Origin of the sequence: Bradyrhizobium sp. STM 3843 (genome assembly GCF_000239815.1) — a bacterium.
Lineage (GTDB): Bacteria > Pseudomonadota > Alphaproteobacteria > Rhizobiales > Xanthobacteraceae > Bradyrhizobium.
In genome coordinates, this window is sequence record NZ_CAFK01000014.1 from 50,574 (window position 1) to 66,303 (window position 15,730).

General features: G+C 64.2%; 14 protein-coding genes. 4 read left to right on the plus strand and 10 right to left on the minus strand.

Features of this window, described 5'->3' with window-relative positions; translation table 11 throughout:
- Positions 1-211: 211 nt before the first annotated feature.
- The 3 genes from BRAS3843_RS02790 to BRAS3843_RS02800 all read right to left on the minus strand — a co-directional run bounded on the left by BRAS3843_RS02790 (position 212) and on the right by BRAS3843_RS02800 (position 3,852).
- The gene (locus BRAS3843_RS02790) at positions 212-1,291 is read right to left on the minus strand and encodes an isocitrate/isopropylmalate dehydrogenase family protein (RefSeq protein WP_008967188.1); all 1,080 of its coding nucleotides are present in this window, start codon (positions 1,289-1,291) and stop codon (positions 212-214) included.
- 136 nt (positions 1,292-1,427) lie between these two features.
- Positions 1,428-2,495, minus strand: coding sequence for an alcohol dehydrogenase (locus BRAS3843_RS02795; RefSeq protein WP_008967189.1), 1,068 nt, complete (start codon positions 2,493-2,495; stop codon positions 1,428-1,430).
- 232 nt (positions 2,496-2,727) lie between these two features.
- Entirely contained in the window at positions 2,728-3,852 is a 1,125-nt protein-coding gene (locus BRAS3843_RS02800) for a CoA transferase (RefSeq protein WP_277996471.1), read from the minus strand.
- Positions 3,853-4,159: 307 nt separating this feature from the next.
- On the opposite strand from BRAS3843_RS02800, the gene glgA reads away from it, so the two are divergent.
- Positions 4,160-5,575, plus strand: coding sequence for a glycogen synthase GlgA (glgA, locus tag BRAS3843_RS02805; protein WP_035980639.1), 1,416 nt, complete (start codon positions 4,160-4,162; stop codon positions 5,573-5,575).
- Between the two features lie 193 nt (positions 5,576-5,768).
- Here glgA and BRAS3843_RS02810 read toward each other — a convergent pair whose 3' ends face one another.
- Positions 5,769-6,917 carry a patatin-like phospholipase family protein gene (locus BRAS3843_RS02810; protein WP_008967192.1) on the minus strand — a complete coding sequence of 383 codons (1,149 nt, stop codon included), beginning with the start codon at positions 6,915-6,917 and terminating at the stop codon, positions 5,769-5,771.
- Between the two features lie 328 nt (positions 6,918-7,245).
- Between BRAS3843_RS02810 and BRAS3843_RS02815 the strand changes: the two genes are divergently transcribed.
- Positions 7,246-8,136: a LysR family transcriptional regulator gene (locus BRAS3843_RS02815; protein ID WP_035980643.1), complete on the plus strand. Its 891-nt coding sequence runs from the start codon at positions 7,246-7,248 to the stop codon at positions 8,134-8,136.
- A 12-nt stretch (positions 8,137-8,148) separates the two neighbouring features.
- On the opposite strand, the gene BRAS3843_RS02820 is transcribed toward BRAS3843_RS02815, so the two are convergent.
- Together BRAS3843_RS02820 and BRAS3843_RS02825 are read right to left on the minus strand one after the other, a co-directional pair.
- Positions 8,149-8,865: a peroxiredoxin-like family protein gene (locus BRAS3843_RS02820; protein WP_008967194.1), complete on the minus strand. Its 717-nt coding sequence runs from the start codon at positions 8,863-8,865 to the stop codon at positions 8,149-8,151.
- Between the two features lie 83 nt (positions 8,866-8,948).
- Positions 8,949-9,230 carry a hypothetical protein gene (locus BRAS3843_RS02825; protein ID WP_008967195.1) on the minus strand — a complete coding sequence of 94 codons (282 nt, stop codon included), beginning with the start codon at positions 9,228-9,230 and terminating at the stop codon, positions 8,949-8,951.
- 242 nt (positions 9,231-9,472) lie between these two features.
- On the opposite strand from BRAS3843_RS02825, the gene BRAS3843_RS02830 reads away from it, so the two are divergent.
- Both BRAS3843_RS02830 and BRAS3843_RS02835 read left to right on the plus strand, forming a co-directional pair.
- Positions 9,473-9,964 carry a cupin domain-containing protein gene (locus BRAS3843_RS02830; protein WP_008967196.1) on the plus strand — a complete coding sequence of 164 codons (492 nt, stop codon included), beginning with the start codon at positions 9,473-9,475 and terminating at the stop codon, positions 9,962-9,964.
- Between the two features lie 97 nt (positions 9,965-10,061).
- Positions 10,062-11,267, plus strand: a complete 1,206-nt coding sequence (locus tag BRAS3843_RS02835) for an MFS transporter (RefSeq protein WP_035980663.1) — start codon at positions 10,062-10,064, stop codon at positions 11,265-11,267.
- Here BRAS3843_RS02835 and ccoS read toward each other — a convergent pair.
- From ccoS to ccoG, 4 genes are read right to left on the minus strand one after another with little or no spacing between them, the layout of a single operon-like run.
- Positions 11,264-11,446, minus strand: a complete 183-nt coding sequence (ccoS, locus tag BRAS3843_RS02840; RefSeq protein WP_035980644.1) for a cbb3-type cytochrome oxidase assembly protein CcoS — start codon at positions 11,444-11,446, stop codon at positions 11,264-11,266. The genes BRAS3843_RS02835 and ccoS overlap by 4 nt on opposite strands.
- Complete coding sequence (locus BRAS3843_RS02845) at positions 11,434-13,638, minus strand: cation-translocating P-type ATPase (RefSeq protein ID WP_008967199.1); 2,205 nt, start codon at positions 13,636-13,638, stop codon at positions 11,434-11,436. Before BRAS3843_RS02845 ends, ccoS begins: the two co-directional genes overlap by 13 nt.
- An 11-nt stretch (positions 13,639-13,649) precedes the next feature.
- Positions 13,650-14,150, minus strand: coding sequence for a FixH family protein (locus tag BRAS3843_RS02850; protein WP_008967200.1), 501 nt, complete (start codon positions 14,148-14,150; stop codon positions 13,650-13,652).
- 17 nt (positions 14,151-14,167) lie between these two features.
- A complete protein-coding gene (gene ccoG, locus BRAS3843_RS02855; protein WP_008967201.1) occupies positions 14,168-15,634 on the minus strand; it encodes a cytochrome c oxidase accessory protein CcoG in 1,467 nt (488 codons plus the stop codon).
- Positions 15,635-15,730 lie beyond the last annotated feature (96 nt).

Here is a 15,730-nt window from a genome sequence, read left to right on the forward strand (position 1 = left end):
CGGCCCTAATCGGCCGCAATGGCCGGCTTTGGCGTTGTGGCACTGTTGGCTTCATCGGGCGTGACGTGCCCTGATCGCCATTCGGCAGCCGCCTTTTTTTGTGGCCGCGACAGGCCCGACGCTCTCCCAGAATTGCCGGTCCCGACGATCTCATTTTACGGTTAACGCGCGCTGAATCGGCACCTCAAATCAGGCGCGCCGATCGCGCGACTTAAAGCGCCTCGATCACCGCCTTGGCGACATCGACCGTGCCGCTACCGCCGCCGAACTCAAACGGCTTGACGCCGCCGGCGTAGGCCTGATCCACGGCCCGCTCAATGCGCTCGGCCGCCTCGGCGGCGCTCTCGATGCCGTGCTTGTCGGCAAGCCAGTCCAGCATCATGGCAGCGGAAAGGATCATGGCGGTCGGGTTGGCCTTGCCCTGGCCCATGATGTCGGGAGCCGTCCCGTGACACGGCTGGAACACGGCACGGCTGTCGCCGATATCCGCCGAGGGCGCCATGCCCATGCCGCCGATCAGGCCGGCGGTGAGATCGGAGAGGATGTCGCCGAACATGTTCTCCGTCACCATGACGCCGAAATCCCAAGGGCGCCTCACCAGCATCGCCGCGCAGGCATCGACGTAAAGCCGCTCGGTCTTGACGTCCGGATGACGTTGAGCCGCCTCGTCGAACATCTCACGAAAGAAGGCGAAGGCCTTGAAGACGTTGGCCTTGTCGACGCAGGTCAAAGTGCTGCTGCGGCCGCGGGCGCGGCGCCGCTCGGCCAGCTTGAAGGAAAACGCGAACAGGCGCTCCGACGTCTTGCGGGTGATGACGAGCGTCTCGCGCGCCTCCCCCTCGGTCACGACGCCCTTCCCCATCGAGGCAAACAGGCCTTCGGTCGACTCGCGGATCAGCACGAGATCGATGCCTTTGACGTCGGCGCCGACGATCGGGCTCGGCACGCCCGGGATCAGCCGCGCCGGCCGCACACCGGCGTAGAGATCGAAGTGAAAGCGCAGCTCGATCTGCGGCGCGATCTCGGTGTTGTCGGGATAACGCACCGACGGCAGGCCGCAGGCGCCGAGCAGGATCGCGTCCGCCTCCTCACACAGCTTCACGGTCGATTCCGGCATCGAGGTGCCGGTCGCAAGATAATGGCCGGCGCCGGCCGGCGCTTCCGTAAAACGGAACGAGAGACCCGCTTTGGCCTCGACCTTGCGCAGGACTTCAAGCGCCGGCCGCATGACCTCGGGACCGATGCCGTCGCCGGGCAGAACTGCGATGTGGAGGGCGTTGGACGGAAGCATCCGAAGGTCCCATGATAAGAAGTGGTCATTCCGGGGCGATGCGAAGCATCGAACTATGGTGCGCAATTGCGCACCTGAGGATCTCGAGATTCCGGGTCCGGTCCTTCCGGACCGTCCCGGAATGACGGGATATCACTTACGGCGTCAGCACCGCGCGGCCGACCAGTCGACCTGTCTGCAGCTCCCGGAGCGCGTCATTGGCCTTGGCGAGCGGCATGGGCGTGACCGGGATCGGCGCGATCTTCTTCGAGCGGACGAGATCGAGCAGCTCCTGGGTCTCGCGGAGATTGCCCACGTAACTGCCCTGGATGGTGACGGCCTTGATCGGAATCAGCGGCAGCGCCCAGGGCGCTCCACCCCCGAACAAGCCGACCATCACGAGCTTGCCGCCCTTGGTCAGGCAGTCGAAGCCGAGCTGCGCGGTCGCGGCATTGCCGACCAGATCGATCGCGGCGCGGATCGGCTCGCCGGCCTTCCTGGTGAGCTGCTCCAGCGCATCGGGCGCCTTGCCGTCGACGGTCGCGAGCGCGCCTGCGGCCTCAGCCGCCTCGCGCTTCCTGGCATCGATGTCGACCACGATTGCGCCTTTGCCGCCCATCGCCTTCAACAGCGACAGCGCCATCAGGCCGAGGCCGCCGGCGCCGAAGATCACGATCGGCGTGCCAAAGTCCTTCTCCACCTTCTTCAGCGCGCTGTAGGTGGTGACGCCCGAACAGGCGTAAGGCGCGGTCGTCACCGGATCGAGCCCCTTGAGGTCGAGCAGATAGCGCGGATGCGGCACCGTCATGTGGTCGGCATAGCCGCCGTCGCAATACACCCCGAGCGAGGCCGGTTTCAGGCACATGTTCTCGTCGCCACCGAGGCAGGTGGCGCATTTGCCGCAGCCGATCCAGGGATAGACCAGCGCGACATCTCCGACCTTGAGCCCGCCTTTGTCGGCCTCGCTGACCTCGGGACCAAAGGCCACGATCTCGCCGGCGCTCTCGTGCCCCATGATCCGCGGCAGCGACACGCCGCGATCCTTCAATGACAGCGGCTTGCGGCCATGGCCGAGATCATAGCCGCCCTCCCAGATGTGCAGGTCGCTGTGGCAGACGCCGGCCGCCTTGACCTTGACCAGCACCTGCGTGCCCGCCGGCTGCGGCGTAGGCTCATCCACCTCGGCGAGCGGCGCGTTGAAATCAGTGACCTTGAAGCTCTTCATGTTTCACTCCAGTCGCGCTGCGCATGGCGTTGGCGCAGGCCGACAGCTGGCCGGAGAGAACATGTGCTCGAAAGGAGAAGCCGGCCGGCCCTCCGCAAATGTTTCCTCCAGCTGGATTGCGTCCGATTATGCCGGACTGGTTGATGCTGTCAGGGAAGATTGGCCGGAAAGTCCTTGCGCGGCAAGACGGATCTTGAATCGCCGCGATCATGCCTCTCCGGATCTCAGCGCATCACTCGAGCGGCTCCACGGCGGCCATTGGCGTGAGCCCGAGCTCCTTCAGCGCCGCGGCAGTATGCTCGCCGAGAGACGCGGCGCGATGTCCGGCCGCGACCTTCGCGTCCGACATGCGGAACGGCAGGTTCACCACCTTGAAGGTGCCGCCGTCATCCTCGACGTCCGCCAGCGCGCCACGATGGAGGAGCTGCGGATCGTTCAGGGCCTCCGCCACCGTCCGATAGGCAGAGCTCGGCACGCCTGCGCCATTCAGCGCCGCCAGGCATTCCGCATTGGTCAGCCGTCGCGACCATGCTTCGACGCCGTCCATCAGCGCTCCCCAATTGGCGCGGCGATCGGAATATTTCGCAAAGCGGACATCCGCGACCCATTCAGGGCGACCGATCACCTTCATCAGATTCTGGAACGTCTTCTCGCTGGCGATCGCGATCATCACGTAGCCGTCGCTGCTCTCGACCGGCCCGAAGGTCGGCCGCGCAGGCAGCTGAACCGGAAACTGCGACCATTGGATCTCGTTCAGGGTCAGGCTCAGCATCGCTTCGAGCATGGAGCAATCGATATGCTGGCCACGCCCGGTCCGCTCGCGGTGGTAAAGCGCCGAGGCGATCGCGCCGAAGGCGTAGGTGCCAGCCACCACGTCGGCATGGTAGATGCCGCAATAGTCGGGCCGGCTGCGCCCAGGCTGATAAGCGAGGTGGGCCATGTCATAGCCTGAGGCGGCATGGATGACCGGCGCATAGGCCGGCAGTTCGGCCGATGGACCGGTCTGCCCATAGCCGGAGATCGAGCAATAGATCAGCCTCGGGTTCACCTCGGCGAGCGCGGGATAGTCCATCTTCAAGCGCTGCATCACCCCCGGGCGGAAATTCTCGACCAGGACGTCGGCTGTAGCCACCAGCCGCCGGACCGCTTCAAGGCCATCCGGCGACTTCAAATCCAGCACGACGCTCTTCTTGCCGACATTGAGCTGGCCGAAGGCGGTGGAGCAGCCGCCGCGGACCGGCGGCCGGGTGCGCATCGTTTCACCTTCGTCTGACTCGATCTTGATCACCTCCGCGCCCATGTCCGCGAGCATCCGCGCGCAATGGGGACCGGCAATGGTGGTCGAAAAATCGAGCACGCGAAGGCCCGCGAAGCACCCTGTCAAATTCCTCTCATCGTTCCCACCTATCGTCACGCACAGCTCCCTTGATTCTTCGGAGTTTCCCCATTCGCGCACCGAACGCCCGGCGAGATATGTCTCGCCACCGCTTGGATTCACGGCCTGTTAACTCATCGCGCTCGGCGCGGTGGGAGCCTAGTTCGAACCATTGTGCGCCGAAAGCGTTTTGCCCTTGCCGTTGCTGCGGTCTTCGCTCTCCGGTTGATGGTTAGATTTGGACCTTTTCTTGCATAGGTATTCCATGGGGCTTGATCGAGGACATCTCTTGAGGGTGCTGTTCGTAACGACCGAAATGGACGACTTCGTCCGGGTGGGCGGACTTGCCGCCGTTTCTGCCGCTCTTCCAAGAGCACTCCGCTCACACACCGATGTCAGGATCATGCTGCCCGGCTACCGGGACGTGATCGAGCAACTCACTCATATCGATATCGTCGGCCGATGCGAGGCGCTCGCGGAAATGCCGGCCTGTTCGCTCGGACGGTCGGCGACGCGTGACGGGCTGCCGGTCTACGTGCTGCTCTGTGACGAGCTGTATGACCGTCCTGGCAACCCTTACGGCGACGAGAACGGCCAGGACTGGCCCGACAATGATATTCGCTTCGGCAGACTTGCGGCTGCCGCTGCTGAATTAGCTGCAGGCACGTTGGACAAGAACTGGGCAGCCGACCTCGTCCACGCCAACGATTGGCAGGCGGCGCTGGTGCCCGCCTATCTCGCCTGGCGCGGTGTGGACGTGCCTTCGATCCTGACCATCCACAACCTCGCTTATCAGGGGTTGTTCCCGCGGGAGTCGCTGCGGCGGATCGGCGCGCCGGAATCCTCCTTCCACATCGACGGGCTCGAATTCTACGACAAGCTGTCCTTCCTCAAGGGCGGGCTGATCTACGCCTCGCACCTGACCACCGTCAGCGCGACCTACGCCAATGAGATCACGACCCCGGAACTCGGCTGCGGCCTGGAGGGACTGCTGAAGCAGCGCTCCAACGCCCACGAGCTCACCGGCATCCTCAACGGCATCGATGAGAGCTGGGACCCGCGCTACTGCACGCAACTGGCCCAACAGTTCAGCGCCGGCGACTGGGACGGCAAGCGCGCCAACGCCGCCTATGTCCGCAAGCAGTTCGGGCTTGCGGTCTCGCGCGGTCCGATGTTCGGCCTGGTCGCCCGCCTCGTGCATCAGAAGGGCATCGACCTCGTGCTGGAGGCCGCCGACGAAATCGTCGGGGCCGGCGGGCAGATCGTCGTCACGGGCTCCGGCGAACCTGCGATCGAGCGGGCGCTGCTCGAAGCGCATCGCCGCCGTCCCGACGCGATCGGCGTGGCCATCGGCTTCAACGAGGCCCAGGCGCGGCGCATCTTCGCCGGCAGCGACTTCACCTTGATGCCGTCGCGCTTCGAACCTTGCGGGCTAAGCCAGATGTATGCACAGCGGTTCGGGTCACTGCCGATCGGTCACCAGACCGGCGGCCTGGCGGAGACCATCACCGATGGCGAGACCGGATTCCTATTCCCCAAACCGTCAGCGGAATCGTTCCTCGGCGGGGTCCGTCGGGCTTTCTCCGCCTTCGTGAGCACCGAGCGGCTGAACACGATGCGGCTCTCGGCGATGGCCCGCTCGTTCAGCTGGAGTCTGTCGGCGGCCTGTTACAGCGCGCTCTATCAGAAGACGGTAGCGCCGTAGTGGCGCCTTGGGCTCCAACGCGAGCGAAGACGGAAAGCCCGGATATGCATCCGGGCTTTTTCTCATGCGACGCAGAGCCCGATGCCCTGCAAATAGCCGGGGCCAGCTTCACGCCGTGCGCAGAGCCTCGAGGAAATCACGCACCCCGATATGACCGGTCTGGGAACCCCCGCCGAACGTGTCAGCAAGCAAGCTATTCCGCCGCAACCGGCATGTCGTCGATATGCTCATGCAGCACGACGCCGGAAAGCGGATCGAACTCCCCCGTCCACGGCATGCGTTCGAGCACGCTCTTTGTGTGCGCGTATCCGGCATCCCAACGCAGTGAGATACCTCGCGCCGTAAAATCGATATCCTTGGTGTGACGCTCGCGGGCGAGCTGTGGCGCGAGCAGCCGGACCACGTGCATGCGCGTCTGACAGCCATAGCTGATGAGTTCGCGAACCGCCGGGTCGTTCCGCTCGGCTTCCGGAAGGCGCCTGGCGAGCTGGTTGATAATATGCCGCAGACGATGCGCCTGTTGTTGGCGGGCGATGTGGCTTGCGATCCGGCTTGAATATTGGACGTCCTTCTGACGATTGAACACCTCGGCCATGGTGGCTGGCTCCGAGCCGACGGGATTCCATAAGTGCACCGCGAAGATCAACGAGTCCTTGCGTGGATTGTCGTCGAACACGACTTCGGTGGGCGTGTTCGAAAGGATGCCGCCGTCCCAGTACAATTCGTCATCGATGCGCACCGCCGGGAAGGCCGGCGGCAAGGCGCCGGAAGCCAGGATGTGCCTGACATCGATCATTCCGTCGCGGCTGTCGAAATAGCGCATCCGGCTTGTCCGTACGTGAGCCGCTCCGACCGTCAGCCGCGTCGGTCCGCGATTGATGAGCGCAAAGTCCACTAGTTCGCGCAGCGTGTCCCGCAGGGGTTGGGTCGAATAATAGCCGGCTCTCTCCGCACCGAGCGGATAGGAATCGCCGGCGTGCGCCAACGCATTGGGACGAAAGAAACCGGGTACGCCGTGGGTCATGGTGGTCCAATGGTCCAGGCGATCGTTGAAGTCGGCAAAGGCCGTCTTGAAGCCCCAGTCCGGATTCCGCTGCATCCGCTTCCAGAATTGCTGCAGCCGCACCAGGCGCTCAGGCACCGGACTGCCCGCGATCAGGCTCGCATTGATCGCGCCAATCGAGGTGCCGATGATCCAATCCGGCTCGAGGCCGGCTTCGTGCAAGGCCTGATAGACGCCGGCCTGATAGGATCCGAGCGCACCCCCGCCCTGCAGGACCAGCACGATCTGTCCCGGCAGCTTCCCGCCATACGCTTTCCGATCTTCGCCGACATTGGCCATGGCCTGCTCCTGATCCTGCCTGTTTCCCATATTCGCGAGAGGACCCCGCTTCGTTACCACGATGCGACATCAGGTCCTTGCGCATGTAACGGAAGCCACGCGCTCGCCGTATTGACGCGGTGATCTTGGCTAAAGCTGCGGTGAAGCATCCCAGCCTCGCCCAGGATCGTTCGCAGCATGATCGGCCGCGACATGAATTTGCACCGTCCGGGCAAGACTCGAAAATGCCGTGTGGCTTCCGACATCATAGGAGGGAGCTATTGCGATCGGATACCGCTCGCTGGTCATATCCGCTAGAATGCGACGAGCCAGACCGGGAGCCCATGCCATGGAGATGCATCAAGTCCGGTATTTTCTCGCGGTGGCGCGGCTCATGAACTTCACGCGCGCCGCCGAGGACTGCAACGTGACGCAGCCTTCGTTGACCCGCGCGATCAAGCAGCTCGAGGCGGAGATGGGCGGCGACCTGTTCCGGCGCGAGCGGCCGGCCGTGCAATTGACCGAACTCGGCCTGCGCATGCACCCGCTGTTGAAGCAATGCTACGAAGCCGCCGCCGGAGCGCGATCGCTGGCGTCCTGGTTCAAGAACGGAGAGATCGGCGCCCTCAGGATCGCGCTCGCGCACTCGATCGACCTCGCGCTGCTCATTCCGTTCCTCGAACAGATCCGGCGCCAATTCAACAGACTGGAATTCAAATTTCTCCGCGGCACCAGCAGCGAAGTCGCCGCCTATCTGAAGGAGGGCGTGGCCGAACTCGGCATCGCCGCCGAGATCGGCGAGGACTGGGAGCGGCTCGATGTCTGGCCTCTGTTCACCGAGGGCTTTCATGTCGTCGTCAGCAGGCAGCACCGGCTCGCCGGGCGCGACGCGATCAAGTTCGATGAACTGCATTCCGAACAGTTTTTGTCGCGGAGCTATTGCGAACATCGCGAGCGGCTGCAGCAGGCGCTGCGCGAGCACGGACTCGATACCGACTGTGAGCACGAAATCTCCTCGGAGCGTGATCTGCTCACGCTACTCGAGGCCGATATCGGCATCGGCGTCGTCCCGCATACCTCGCAAATTCCGCAGACGCTCTCGCGCGCCAGGATCGATGGATTGGACGCGCGACGCACCGTGCACCTTTATGGCGTTGCCGGCCGGGAACGTACCGCAGTGGCTTCTGCTATCATGCGGATGCTGCGCGGCGCGAACTGGCAGCCGCTCTTGAATCAATAGGGGCGACCAGCCTCAGGGCTCAATAGCAGCCGATCGCAGCGCCGCTACCAGTTCGTCGATCTCCATTCGCTTGCGGAAATCGGGGTCGACGAAGCGCGCCTTCACCAGCCCGTCGCGGCCAACGACAAAGACGGCAGGGATTGGCAACAGCCAGCCGTCATTGCCATGGAAGGACGGCATGTCCTGATACGCCAGGAGCTCCTGGATTTCAGGCCCGAGCCAGATTGCGAGGTTGAGAGACAGCGCATAGCCGTTGTCGAGATCGGTCAGCACGGGAAACGTCGCGCCGGACTCGGTCTTGAATTTCTGCGTGAACAGCTGCAGCTCCGGCGTGATCGCCACAACGTGCCCGCCGGCAGCATCGATGCGGTGCTGCGCCTGAATGACGGCACGGACATTGAGCCGGCAATAAGGGCACCAATGGCCGCGGAAGAACATCACCGCGACAGGACCATCGGCGAGAAGCGACGGCAGGCTGACCAGGCTGCCGGTCTCGTCGGGAAGCAGGAAGGTCGGCATCGGCTCGCCCGGACGGGGCGCGCTCTCGCCACCTCCATTCTCGTGAATTCGGGCCACCAGCCGGTCGACCGCCGCAGCATAGGCAGGGAAGATGACGCGGCCTGCGGCCGCATAGGCTTCCAGCTGCTCGCGCAATGTCCCGTCCATGGCGCGGCACTGCAGAAAGGCTTGCTTGAGCTGCTCGGCATTTTCGGACGAAAGCGCGGTCATGGGCTGCTCCGGCGCGTGAGGTCGACGATGATAATTCCCTGCGTAAGCCGCCCACAAGGGCGACTTACGAGCTTCGGCCTGGATCAATTGATATAGAAATTACCGGTCGGGTCGAGCATCCCGTGCGTCGAATAGAGCTGACCGCCGCTCATGAAGAACACGGTATTGGCCGGGACCTTGGTGGCGTGGCGCATCATCGACTGGTGATTGCGATCACCTTGCGCGACCTGCATCGTGCTGGTCTTGCCGGAGCTGTAGACGAAAGCCATTCCGGGCGCGAAGTCGAAGCCGCCTTGCGCGACCGCAGCTGTTGCCGTGGCGACGAAAACGGCGGCAGCCGTGAATGTCTTGAACGAACGGGTCATCGGTATCTCCTCTTGGTTGGACGCCCTGCGATGGGCACGCCGCCATCAGAGACCCGATCACCACGTCCGTGAAATGCCGTTACCCAATCGGTTCGATAGCGATGGTGTATCGCGGGCCATCGGATAGCCGCGCGCTATCGCTTCGAAAGCGAGCCGGCATTTCCGTCTTCCTGTCCCCTGATCGATGCTTGCCACATCGCGACGCCGATCCAAGCGGCGCGCATCACCAGAGGAGACAGATCATGTTTCAGCAGATCATCATTTCGCGGACGTTCACGGCTCGCCTCGTTGTCGCGACTGCAGTCGCTGGCGCGCTGGCATTGGCATCCGCAGTTCAGGCCGGCGAATGTCCCGCCGACAAGGTCAAGGCCAATGTGCGGGACAAGGTCGATGCAAAGGCGGTCGGCGTCACCGACGTGACCCTCGGCTCGATCGACCTGGAAAAGCAGCCCGCCAACATCAAGGGGCGCGAATTGCGCTTCCGCAAGCTGACCATCGAACCCGGCGGCATCGTGCCCTGGCATAGCCATGACGACCGGCCGGCGCTGATCTTTGTCGCCCAGGGCGAAATCGTCGAATATGCCAGCAACTGCGCCGAACCGATCGTTCACAAGGCCGGCGACCTCCGACCCGAAGTGTTCGGCACCTCGCATTGGTGGAAGAATCTGGGCACCCAGACCGTGATCCTCTATGTCGGCGATGTGCGCAAGGATCCCGCCGATCACAACATGTGAGTCCGCCCGAGGCCCGCAGCGCGCGAGCAGCACATGCTCGCGCGCATTCGCCTCGATGATGCTCCACATCCTCCTGATCATCTCCGAGGTCACCGCCATGACCGACCTTACCGCGTCACAACGAACCTTCGCCGCTGCGGCAAAGGCCCCAAACGCTGCATTGCGCGCGATCGTGATCGGATTGATCGCATTCCTCACCCTGGTCGATCTGTTCGCGACGCAGGCGGTGCTGCCGGCACTCGCCGCACGCTACCAGGTGATGCCGGCCGCGATGGCGCTTGCCGTCAACGCCTGCACCATGGGAATGGCGATCGCCAGCCTGCTCACCGGACTTCTCAGCCCGCAGATCGACCGCCGCCTCGGCATTTTCTCTAGCCTGGCCTTGCTTGCCGTGTTCACCGCCCTGCTCGCATCCGCGCCCAACATCGGCGTCTTCGCGGGGCTGCGAATCATGCAGGGCCTCTGCATGGCTTCCGCGTTCACGCTCACACTCGCGCATCTGGGCGAGCAGTGCAGCCTGATGGAGGCCGGCGGGGCGTTTGCGGCCTATATCACTGGAAACGTCGCCAGCAACCTGATCGGACGACTGACATCCGCCGGTCTCGCCGGCGCATTTGGATTGAGAGCCAGTTTCTATGTCTTCGCCGCGCTCAATCTGGCCGGCGCGCTGCTGGTGTTTCTATCCATCCGACGCATGCCGGCGGCATCCATGCCGAGCCCGCCCCGATCACCGCTCGGCGCGGTCGGCGCGCACTGGCGCAATCGGCCGTTGCGAGCTGCATTCGGGATCGGCTTCTGCATCCTGTTCGCTTTCATCGGCGCATTCACCTTCGTCAATTTCGTGCTGGTGCGGCCGCCATTGTCGCTTGGAATGATGCAGGTCGGATTGGCTTACTTCGTGTTCCTGCCTTCGATTGCGACCACGCTGGCTGCGGGCCACGTGGCCGCACGCGTCGGCAGCCGCGCCGCGATCTGGGGCGCACTTGCAATCGCAGCGATCGGCCTGATGCTGATGCTTTCCGATCACTTGCGACCGGTCCTGGCCGGCATGGTGCTGGTAGGAATCGGAACCTTCTTTGCCCAGGCCGTTGCGACCGGCTTCGTCGGACGCGCGGCCGCTAGCGATCGCGGCATCGCCAGCGGCGTTTATCTCGCCTGTTACTTCGCCGGCGGCATCGTCGGCAGCGCGGTGCTGGGTCAGGTATTCGACCGCTTCGGCTGGGCCGCCTGCGTCGCGGGAATCGCGGCATCGCTGGGCATCGCCGCGATTCTCACGGCGCGTCTCGTTGCGCCACAGGATTAGCGGTGGCCCTTTGCCGCCTGCGGCTGCGAGAGCGGCGGCTCATCATCATCGGCGATCGCGCGCCACGCCGCGCCGTCGAGATCATCATATTGCCCGCTCTTGAGCGACCACAGGAAGGCGAGCAGGCCGGCAAGGCCGAGCGCGAGCGCGAGCGGCACCAGAATGATCATGACTTCCATGACACGTCCTCCCCGGCGACCTTGCGGGCGCGTAGCGCATTCAACATGACCAGGATCGATGAGCCGGACATCGCCGCTGCCGCAATCAGCGGGGTCACGACACCGCTGATCGCAAGCGGCACCGCGAGGACATTATAGCCAACCGCGAGCCAGAGGTTCTGCCGCATCAGATGCAGCGCCTTGCGCGCGTAGTCGATCGCAGCCAGCACCGGCGCCAGCGGCCGGCCCAGGAACACAAGATCGGCGGTGGCCTGGCTCAGATGCGCGGCCGAGATCGGCGACATCGAGACATGGGCAGCCGCAAGCGACGGCGCGTCATTCATGCCGTCACCGACCATCATCACCTTGATGCCATCGCGCTTCAGCTCTTCGATGCGCGCGATCTTATCAGCCGGCGTGACGCCGGCGCGCCATTCACTGACGCCGAGTGCAGCGGCCGCTGCCTTGACCGCGGCCTCGCGATCACCGGACAGAATCTCGACCGCAATGCCACGACGCTTCAGCCCGGCGATGATCTTGTCCGCATCCGGACGCAAGCCCTGGCGGACCGAGAACAAGTACCTCTCCGCGCCACGGCTGAACGTCACGATCGACGCCTCGGGATCGAGGTCGATTTTCTGCGCGGCCAACGCTTCGGCATCACAGAAAGACGGCCGCCCCAGCCTGATCTCCATGCCATCGACGGTAGCGCGCACGCCCTGTCCCGGCTCCTCGACCGCACCGACCAGCGGCGCCTTCGCATTCGCCGCCTGCGCGACGGCCGACGCAACTGGATGATGGCTTGATAAGGCGAGCCGGCCCGCCAGCGCGAACACATCGTGCGGAATGTCCGCCGCATTGACCACCTCGAGCTCGGGCAAGGTCAAAGTGCCGGTCTTGTCGAAAATGACGTGGTCGGCTTCGGCGAGGCGTTCGATGGCATCCCCCGCATTGAGCAGCACGCCGGACTTGAACATCGCACCCGACGCGACCGTCTGCACCGTCGGAATCGCAAGCCCGAGCGCGCAGGGACAGGTGATGATGAGCACCGCGATGCCGGTGACGACGGCATCATGCCAGGTTGCGCCTGCGAGCACCCAGCCGAGCACGGTGAGCGCCGCGGTCGCATGCACCACCGGTGCATAGAGCCGCGAAGCACGGTCGGCGAGCCGCATGTAGCGTGAGCGCGCCTGCAGCGCGTTGTCGAGCAGGCGCGTGATCTCCGCGAGCAGCGTGCCTTCGGCAGCGGCGGAGACCCTCACGCGCAGCGTGCCGGAGATATTCAGCGAGCCGGCATAGACGGCGGTGCCCTGCTCCGCCGGCACATACAGCGTCTCGCCGGTGATCAGGCTCTGGTCGATCTCCGAGCGTCCCTCGACAACGACACCGTCGACGGCGCAGCGTTCGCCGGGCCGCAGCAGCACGATATCGCCCGCGCGGATCGCCGCCACCGGCACTTCGGAAATCTCGTCGGTGCCGATGAATTTGGTCGCCGTTTCCGCCTTCAGCGCAGCCAGATTCCCGGCAACCGCGCGCGTTCGCCGCCGCATGTTCTGGTCGAGATAGCGGCCGACCAGGAGAAAGGTCAGCAGCATGATCGCGGCATCGAAATAGGCATGCTCGGCGTGGTGGAAGGTCTCCACCACGGACATGCCGAGCGCCAGGATCACGCCGATGCAGATCGGCACGTCCATATTGACGTTGCCGGACCGAAGCGCGCGCCAGGCCGAGCGGAAGAACGGCTGGCCCGCATAGGCCGCCGCCGGCAAAGCGATGACTGCCGACAGCCAATGGAAGAAGTCGCGCTGCTCCGGCAGCATGTCGCTGACATTGCCCGACCAGACCGGGATCGACAGCATCATCACGTTCATGGTGGCGAACGCCGCAACACCAAGACAGCGCAGCAGAAAGCGCGATTCCTCGGCCTCGGTGGCTTCTGCGCTCGCCTTCTCGAACGGATAGGCCTTGTAGCCGAGCTCGGCGAGCCGATCAATAAACTTGGCCGGATCGAGCGTCCCCTGCTTCCACTCCAGCGCGACACGGCGGTCGGTCAGGTTGACACGCGCCAAGGTCACGTCAGGAAGCGCCGACAGGCCGCGCTCGATCTTCGCCATGCAGCCTGCGCAGCTGACACCCTCGACGGCGAGATCGATATGCCTCAAGCCCGAACCGAGATCCTTGACGTAGTGGGAGAAGTCGCGCGTCACCTGCATGACGAATTCCTTTAGTTCAACAGCACGCGGTTCTTGGAGAGGAACATCCGCTCGCCGCGGGCGTCGCCTTCCAGCACCAAGTCCCACTGGCCCGGCGCGACCTGTCCGGCGGTGCCGCGATAGATTCCGGTGCCGATTTCGGCGAGGTCGACCGCCTGGTCGGCGCGCTTGTCCGTCGGCCGCTCCAGCCGGCCCTGGAACGACAGGCCCGAGACCGGCTTGCCGCTATTGTCCTTGGCCGCGACCTGCACGATCGCCGCGCCATCCCGGCCGCGTTCGACATGAGCTTCGACCTGCCAGCCGCGCGCGGCCTGCGCCCGCGCCGCCGCGATCTCCTTCTCATAGCCGAGGCTCGCGCTGTAGGCGCTGTCCACCTCAGTCCCCGGCAAGGTCGAGATCGCAAGCCGCATCATCACGACATTGACCCCAATGACGGTACCGAAGAACGCAATCAGGATCAGAAGCACCATGCGACCGGTCAGCGGTCTGGATTGTTCGGAACGGCTGCTCATGCCTTGGTCCCCAAAGCTCAAGGATTGACGAAATTGTCGGTCGCGGAAGCCACCACGCCGAGCCCGATGTCGGTGACGTGGAACTTGACCGGCACCGACTTCTCCGGATTGTTCTCCGCAGGCGCGGTGACCAGAAGCCGCAGCTCCTCGGTCTGGTCGCGCCCGACCACGATCATCGGCCGATCGGGCGTGACGGAATCGGCGCCGACGACGTGGACGGTGGCATTCGCCGGGCCCTCGATGTCGATCGCGATGAGGCGGTCGAAGCCGTGCTTGTTCAGCACGCGCATCGTATAGGCGTTGCGGATCGAGCCGTCTGACAGCTTCACCGCCAGCGGGTTGCGATCGTGCAGCACGTTGACATCGAGCAGCGAGCGGTTCAGCAGCGTATAGAGCATGATGCCGCCGACCACCGCGATGATCGCGCCATAAGCGATGGTGCGCGGGCGCACCGGCCGATAGATCGGCGGCTCGCCGGCCTCGCGGCGGTGGATGTTGATGTCGTTGTCATAACCGATCAGCCTGGTCGGGCGACCGATCTTGGTCATCACCGTGTCGCAGGCGTCGATGCACAGGCCGCACTGGATGCAATCCATCTGCGCGCCATCGCGGATGTCGATCCCGGTCGGGCACACCGCGACGCATTGCCGGCAGTCGATACAGTCGCCGGCCTTCTCGCCGAGCGCACGCAGTTCGGCCGCCTTCTTGACCGACATCCGCTTCTCGCCGCGATCGTAGCGATAGGTGACGTTGAGCGCCCACTCGTCGGTCAGCGAGGCCTGGATGCGCGGCCACGGACACATGTAGACGCAGACCTGCTCGCGCATGAAGCCTGCGAGCACGTAGGTGGTCGCGGTCAGCATCGCGATCCAGACATAGGCAAGCACCGGTCCCTGGAAGGTGACGAGCTGCTTCACCAAGGTCGGCGCGTCGCTGAAATAGAGCACCCAGGCGCCGCCGGTCCACCACGCGATCAGGAGCCAGATCGAATGCTTGAGCACGAGCTCGGAGATGCGTTCGAGCTTCATCGGATCAGCGGAGGCATCCTTTTTCATCCGCTCGCGCCGGTCGCCCTCAATCAGCCGTTCGACGGCATAGAACAGATCGGTCCACACCGTCTGCGGGCAGAGATAGCCACACCAGATGCGGCCGCCGATCGCGTTCATCAGGAACAGCGCGACAGCCGCGATGATCAGAAGCCCGGTGAAGTAGTAGACTTCCTGCGGCCAGAGCTCGATGAAGAAGAAGTAGAAGCGCCGGTTCGGGAAATCGATCAGCACCGCCTGATCCGGCGCGTCAAGGCCGCGATTCCAGCGCACGAAGGGCAGGAAGTAATAGACCCCGAGGCAGAGGCCCATCAGGCTCCATTTGATCCGGCGAAATGTGCCGGAGACGCTTTGCGGGTAGACTTTCTTATGGGCCGCATAGAGCGGCCCCGAATCGTCGACCGGCAGCAGATCTTCCGGTTTTACCGTCTTATTCATGGCTGGGATTCATCTCGCATTTGCGGCCGAAGGTATGCTCACCTCCGGCCGCCCGTTTGATCCAGCTCAATCAGAACGAAAGTTCCGTTGGACTTC